The following is a 6,139-nucleotide window of genomic DNA, read 5'->3' on the forward strand; positions in this document are numbered from 1 at the left end:
GAGGTGAGCGGCGCCGTCGGCGTTCGTGGGGTCTGTCGACGCGGCGAACCTCGCGGGCTGCGCCGCCGGGCGCTCGGGCGAGCGGCGGCGTCGGGACGCGAGCGACTACGTGCCCGAGCGGTGCTGCTCGGCCTGCGCGATCGCGAGCGTGAGCTCGGACTGGAGCGGGGCGACGAGCGCCGCGTCCGGGTGCATCGCGAGGGACGCCAGGTGGTGCTTGGCCTCGAAGATGCGGTCGGCCTCGATCGCGGCCAGGACGAGCTGGCGGCCCGCGGCGGGCGTGTGCTCCTTGGCCCGCCAGTGCCCCACCCCGAGCCCCAGCGCCTCGACCGGCAGCCCCGCCTCGCGCAGGATCTCCATGCTCTCGGCGAGCGCCAGGCCCGACGGGTCACGCTCGGCAGCCGTCGCGAACCGGCGCAGCGCCGCCTCCTGGTCGTCCTCGAGCGAGAGCCTGCCCAGCTCGACGAGCGGGTACCACCCGCGCGGGTGGCCCGCGAGCTCCTCCGCGAGCGCCCAGACCGCGAGGTCGGCGGCGCGCTGCTTCTCGCTCTCGTCGGCCGGCGCCGCGAGCGGGTCGGCCGACACGTGCGACTCGGCCGCGCGCCGTCGGACGATCTCCGCGAGCGCCTGGAAGGCCCGCTCGTCGTTGGGGTCGTCGACGAGCATCGCGCGCAGGGCGTCCTCGTGCACGGTGTCGCCGCGGCGCTCGGCGCTGGTGGGGCGGCGCGCACCCACGGTCGACGCCGAGGACGGGCGTCGCATGAGCTGTCGGAGTCGGGGCATCAAGGCCATGGATCGACACTAGCGGCTCCGGTGCGGCTCGCCCCCGGAGGATCACGCAGCGCGGGTCCAGGTTTTGTGGACTCCCCACAACGACGCCGTATGCTCAGGGCGTGCCGATCACGGGGAACACCGACAACCTGCAGCGACTTCGGGACGGCAGCGGGATGCTTGCCGCCGCCGCCCTGCGGCGTCTCGACGAGGACCTCCCGTGGTACCGGGCGCTGCCCGCCGAGGACCGCTCGTACGTGGGGCTCGTCGCCCAGTCGGGCATCACCGCGTTCGTGACCTGGTACGCCAACCCGGCCTCCCCGCCGCACGGCGTGAGCGAGATCTTCGCCGCGGCACCCTCGGAGCTGACCCGGTCGATCTCCCTGCAGCACACCCTCCAGCTCGTGCGCATCGTCGTCGAGGTCGTCGAGGCGTACTCGGACCGCCTCGCGATCCCCGGCGGGGAGCGGGACCTGCGCGAGGCCGTGCTGCGCTACTCGCGCGAGGTCGCGTTCTCGGCCGCCGAGGTCTACGCGCGTGCCGCCGAGGTCCGCGGAGCGTGGGACGCCCGCCTCGAGGCCCTGATCGTGGACGCGCTCATCCGCGGCGACGGCGACGACTCGCTGCGCTCGCGCGTCTCGGCCCTCGGCTGGGGCGGGCAGGGATCCACGCTGGTCATGGTGGGGACCGCGACGTCGGCGCTCGACGACCTGCGCACGGCCGAGCTGCGCCGCGCGACCCGGCGCGCCGCCGGGGACGCTCTCGTCGGGATCCACGGCGACCGGCTCGTCCTCGTTCTGGGCGGGGCGGGCGACCTGCAGGCCGCGGCCGCCTCGCTGCTCCCCCGGTTCGGTCCCGGACCTGTCGTGATCGGTCCTACGGTCCCCTCGCTCGACGACGCCGCCCGCTCGGCCCAGGCCGCGCTCGCCGGCCTGGCCGCGGCCCCCGCCTGGCCCCAGGCCCCGCGCCCGGTCCTCGCGGACGACCTGCTGCCCGAGCGCGTCCTGACGGGCGACACCACGGCCCGCCGCACGCTCGTCGTCCAGGCGTACCGCCCGCTGCTGGAGAGCACGGGCGCGATCCTCGAGACCCTGTCGGCGTACCTCGGCACGGGCCGCTCGCTCGAGGCCGCCTCACGCAGCCTCTACGTGCACCCCAACACGGTCCGCTACCGCCTGCGCAAGGTCGCCGAGATCACGGGCTGGGACCCGCTCGACGCCCGCGAGTCGTTCGTGCTCCAGGTCGCGCTCGCCCTCGGGCAGCTCTCCGCGGGGCCCTCGGTTCGCTGAGGGCCGCTCCGGGCCCGTGTGCGCCGCCTGTACCGGGCACCGGACCCGGTGGCCCGCGGCGAGCGCCTCGCGGTCGGGACGCCTCGCGGTGAGCGGCGCCTCGTCGTGAGCGGTGCCTCGTCGTGAGCGGTGCCGTCGTGCGTCTCTTGTAGGTTCGGCACAAACGGCCTGGACAAGGTTGGTGCGCGTCGTGACGTCACGGCGGGTGACCTGGTTGACACAGTTGACGGGTGCTAGCCGTCTTGTGCCCTGGACAGGGCTCCCAGTCCCCCGGAATGCTCGCCCCCTGGCTCGAGCTGCCCGGGGTCCCCGCGCAGCTCGACGCGTTCTCCGCCGCGTCCGGCCTCGACCTGCGTGCCCACGGCACCGAGTCGGACGCCGACACCATCCGTGACACCGCGGTGGCCCAGCCGCTCATCGTGTCGGCCTCGCTGATCGCGCTGCGTGCGATCCTCGACGGCCGCGACACGTGCGAGGTCGCCGACGTGACGGCGGGCCACTCGGTCGGCGAGTTCGCCGCCGCTGCGGTCGCGGGCGTGTTCGAGGACGCCGCCGCGGTGGGCCTCGTGACGGCCCGCGCGCGCTTCATGGCCGAGGCCGCCGCCGCGACCCCGACCGGCATGGCCGCCGTCGTGGGCGGCGACGCCGAGGAGGTCCTCGCGGCGATCGAGGCCGCAGGCCTGTGGCCGGCGAACGTCAACGGAGGTGGCCAGGTCGTCGCCGCGGGCTCGCTCGAGGGCATCACAGCCCTGGGCGCGAACCCGCCCGCCAAGGCGCGCGTGATCCCGCTCCAGGTCGCGGGCGCGTTCCACACGCCGTTCATGCAGCCCGCGCTCGACGCGTTCGCCCCGGTCGCCGCCGGGTGGGACGCCACGGACCCGCGCCTGCCGTACCTGTCGAACGCCGACGGCGCCGCGTACGCGAGCATCTCGGGCGCGGAGTCCGGTGGCCTGTTCGGGCTCAAGGAGGACGTGCTCTCGCGCCTCACGGCCCAGATCGCGGCCCCGGTCCGCTGGGACCTGTGCCAGGAGACGCTCGCGGCGCTCGGCGTGACCGCGATCCTCGAGCTCGCGCCGGGCGGGGTCCTCACGGGCCTCGCACGCCGCACGCTTCCCGGTGTCGAGACGGTCGCGGTCAAGTCCACCGCGGACATCGACAAGGCCCGTGACCTCGTCGCGCGTCACAGCGACGCAGCGGGCACCTCGACGGCCGCCGGTGCAGGCGATGCTCCCCACGGCGCGGTCGCCCCCGGGGAGACCACCGCGTGAGCGCGCTGACCATCCGTCAGGCCGCAGGGGCGGAGTACTCGCGCGTCCTCGGCATCGGCGGCGTCCGCGGCGAGAACGTCGTGACGAACGACGACCTCGCCGGGCCGATCGACTCGTCCGACGAGTGGATCCGTCAGCGGACCGGCATCGTCACGCGCCGTCGTGCGGACGCAGGGGTCGACGTGATCGACCTGGCGGAGGCCGCGGCGCTCAAGGCGATCGCGTCCGCGGGCCTGACGGGTGCCGACATCGACGCGGTCCTGTTCGCGACCACGACCTACTTCCACCAGACGCCCGCCGCCGCGGCGGTGCTCGCGGACCGGATCGGCGCGACCCCCGCGGCCGCGTTCGACGTCTCGGCCGCGTGCGCCGGCTACGCCTACGGCATCGCGCAGGCCGACGCCCTGGTCCGCTCGGGCGCCGCACAGCACGTCCTCGTGGTGGGTGCCGAGAAGATGAGCGACTTCGTGGACCCGACGGACCGCACCATCTCGTTCCTGCTGGGCGACGGCGCGGGCGCCGCGGTCGTCGGCCCGTCGGACACCCCCGGTATCGGCCCGACGATCTGGGGCTCGGACGGCGGCAAGGCTCCCGCGATCCGCCAGACCCACGCGTGGTCGGACCTGCGCGAGCACCCCGAGCTGGGGTGGCCGACCCTGCGTCAGGACGGGCAGACCGTCTTCAAGTGGGCCGCGTTCCAGATGGCACCGATCGCCGAGAAGGCGCTCGCCGCGGCCGGCGTGACCGCGCAGGACGTCCAGGCGTTCATCCCGCACCAGGCCAACATGCGCATCATCGACCAGATGATCAAGCAGCTCGGCCTGCCCGAGTCCGTCGCGGTCGCGCGCGACATCGCGGAGACCGGCAACACCTCGGCCGCCTCGATCCCGCTCGCGACCGAGCGTCTGCTCGCCGAGGGGCTCGCGAGGTCGGGAGACCTCGCGCTGCAGATCGGGTTCGGCGCCGGGCTCGTCTACGCGGCGCAGGTGATCGTCCTCCCGTAGGGGAGAATCATCCTGTCCGTCCCCCGGACCGCGCTCCCCGCGGTCCGTCCAGGGGCGGGCGACGCACGACCTTTCCACCGTTCCACAGCAAGTTCCCGGTGCCGGACGGCCCCGGCACCCATCACAAGGAGAAACCCCATGGCTTACACCGAGCAGGAAGTCCTCGCTGGTCTCGCGGAGATCGTCAGCGAAGAGACCGGCCTCCCCACGGACGCCGTCCTCGCCGAGAAGTCCTTCACGGACGACCTCGACATCGACTCGCTGTCGATGATGACGATCGTCACGCACGCCGAGGACAAGTTCGGCGTCCGCATCCCCGACGAAGAGGTCAAGAACCTCGCGACCGTCGGCGACGCCGTGTCCTTCATCACGGGCGCGCAGGCCTGATCTTCTGATCTGCGCCAGGTCCCGCGGACCTGGCCGGTGCGGGCCGGCGGTCGACGAACCGCCGGCCTGCCCGCCCCCCTTCTCTTCCCCCTCAGACACCTGGAGCTGCCATGACCTCCCTCCGCGAAGTCGTCGTCACCGGCCTCGGCGCCACCACGCCGCTCGGTGGGGACGTGGCCTCCACGTGGGCCGCCGCCCTCGCCGGGCAGTCCGGCGCCCGCCCGCTCGAGAACGACTGGGCCGAGCGCTACGAGATCCCGGTGACGTTCGCCGCCCAGATCAAGGTCAAGCCGGAGGACGTCCTCCCGCGCCCCGAGATCAAGCGCATGGACCCCTCGACGCAGTACGCGATGATCGCGGCGCGCGAGGCCTGGGCCGACGCGGGCAGCCCCGAGGTCGACGGCGACCGCCTGGGCGCGGTCGTGTCGTCGGGCATCGGCGGCATCTGGACCACGCTCGACGGCTGGGACACCCTCAAGGAGCGCGGCGCACGGCGCATGCTGCCCATGACGGTCCCCATGCTCATGCCCAACTCCCCCGCCGCGTACGTCTCGCTCGAGTTCGGCGCCCGTGCTGGTGCGCACGCGCTCGTCTCGGCCTGCGCGTCAGGCGCCGAGGCCATCGGCTACGGCATCGACATGATCCGCGCGGGTCGTGCCGACGTCGTCGTGGCCGGCGGTACCGAGGCCACGATCCACCCCATGCCGATCGCCGCGTTCGCGGCCTCGCGCACGCTCTCGCTGCGCAACGACGACCCTCAGGGGGCCTCGCGCCCCTACGACGTCGACCGTGACGGCTTCGTCATCGGCGAAGGTGCGGGCGTCGTCGTGCTGGAGAGCGCCGAGCACGCCGCGGCCCGCGGCGCACGCGTCTACGCCCGGATCGGCGGCGTGGGCCTGTCGGCCGACGCGTACCACATCACCTCCCCGGACCCCGAGGGCCGCGGCCAGGTCGCGGCGATGACTCGCGCGCTCGCCGAGGCGCAGGTCGAGGCGCGCGACGTCGTGCACGTCAACGCCCACGCGACCTCGACCAAGGTCGGCGACCTCACCGAGACCCGCTCGATCCGGACCGTGCTGGGCGACGACGCGGACCACGTCCTGCTCTCGGCGACCAAGTCCATGACGGGCCACCTGCTGGGTGGTGCGGGCGCGCTCGAGACCATCTTCACCGTCAAGGCCGTGCACGAGCGCCTGGCTCCCCCGACGATCAACGTGGCGCAGCCGGACCCCGAGCTCCAGGTCCCCCTGGTGCGCGACGTCCCGGCCGAGCTTCCCGCGGGCGACATCGCCGCGATCAACAACTCGTTCGGGTTCGGCGGGCACAACGTGGCCCTCGTGGTGACGAACGCCTGACCGCCTCCGGGGCGTGAGCCCGGAGACCTGACGACGCCCGGCGGTGGTGCGGACCTGGTCCGCAC

Annotated in this window: 6 protein-coding genes; 5 read left to right on the forward strand and 1 reads right to left on the reverse strand. The window is 74.0% G+C overall.

The window, feature by feature from the left end; genetic code table 11:
• Positions 1 to 105: 105 nt before the first annotated feature.
• On the reverse strand, positions 106 to 792 hold the full coding sequence (locus ACFRCR_RS15710; protein ID WP_138824139.1) for a hypothetical protein: 687 nt from the start codon (positions 790 to 792) through the stop codon (positions 106 to 108).
• 155 nt (positions 793 to 947) lie between these two features.
• Between ACFRCR_RS15710 and ACFRCR_RS15715 the strand changes: the two genes are divergently transcribed.
• The 5 genes from ACFRCR_RS15715 to fabF all read left to right on the forward strand — a co-directional run bounded on the left by ACFRCR_RS15715 (position 948) and on the right by fabF (position 6,074).
• Entirely contained in the window at positions 948 to 2,060 is a 1,113-nt protein-coding gene (locus ACFRCR_RS15715; protein WP_377678814.1) for a PucR family transcriptional regulator, read from the forward strand.
• Positions 2,061 to 2,290: 230 nt separating this feature from the next.
• A complete protein-coding gene (locus tag ACFRCR_RS15720) occupies positions 2,291 to 3,328 on the forward strand; it encodes an ACP S-malonyltransferase (RefSeq protein WP_377678809.1) in 1,038 nt (345 codons plus the stop codon).
• On the forward strand, positions 3,325 to 4,332 hold the full coding sequence (locus ACFRCR_RS15725) for a beta-ketoacyl-ACP synthase III (RefSeq protein ID WP_377678811.1): 1,008 nt from the start codon (positions 3,325 to 3,327) through the stop codon (positions 4,330 to 4,332). The genes ACFRCR_RS15720 and ACFRCR_RS15725 overlap by 4 nt, the downstream gene beginning before the upstream one ends.
• A 138-nt stretch (positions 4,333 to 4,470) precedes the next feature.
• Positions 4,471 to 4,719 carry an acyl carrier protein gene (locus ACFRCR_RS15730; protein WP_030151686.1) on the forward strand — a complete coding sequence of 83 codons (249 nt, stop codon included), beginning with the start codon at positions 4,471 to 4,473 and terminating at the stop codon, positions 4,717 to 4,719.
• A gap of 110 nt (positions 4,720 to 4,829) precedes the next feature.
• Positions 4,830 to 6,074, forward strand: coding sequence for a beta-ketoacyl-ACP synthase II (gene fabF / locus ACFRCR_RS15735; RefSeq protein WP_377678813.1), 1,245 nt, complete (start codon positions 4,830 to 4,832; stop codon positions 6,072 to 6,074).
• Positions 6,075 to 6,139: the final 65 nt, after the last annotated feature.

Source organism: Oerskovia sp. NPDC056781 (genome assembly GCF_042789955.1).
GTDB lineage: Bacteria > Actinomycetota > Actinomycetes > Actinomycetales > Cellulomonadaceae > Oerskovia > Oerskovia rustica.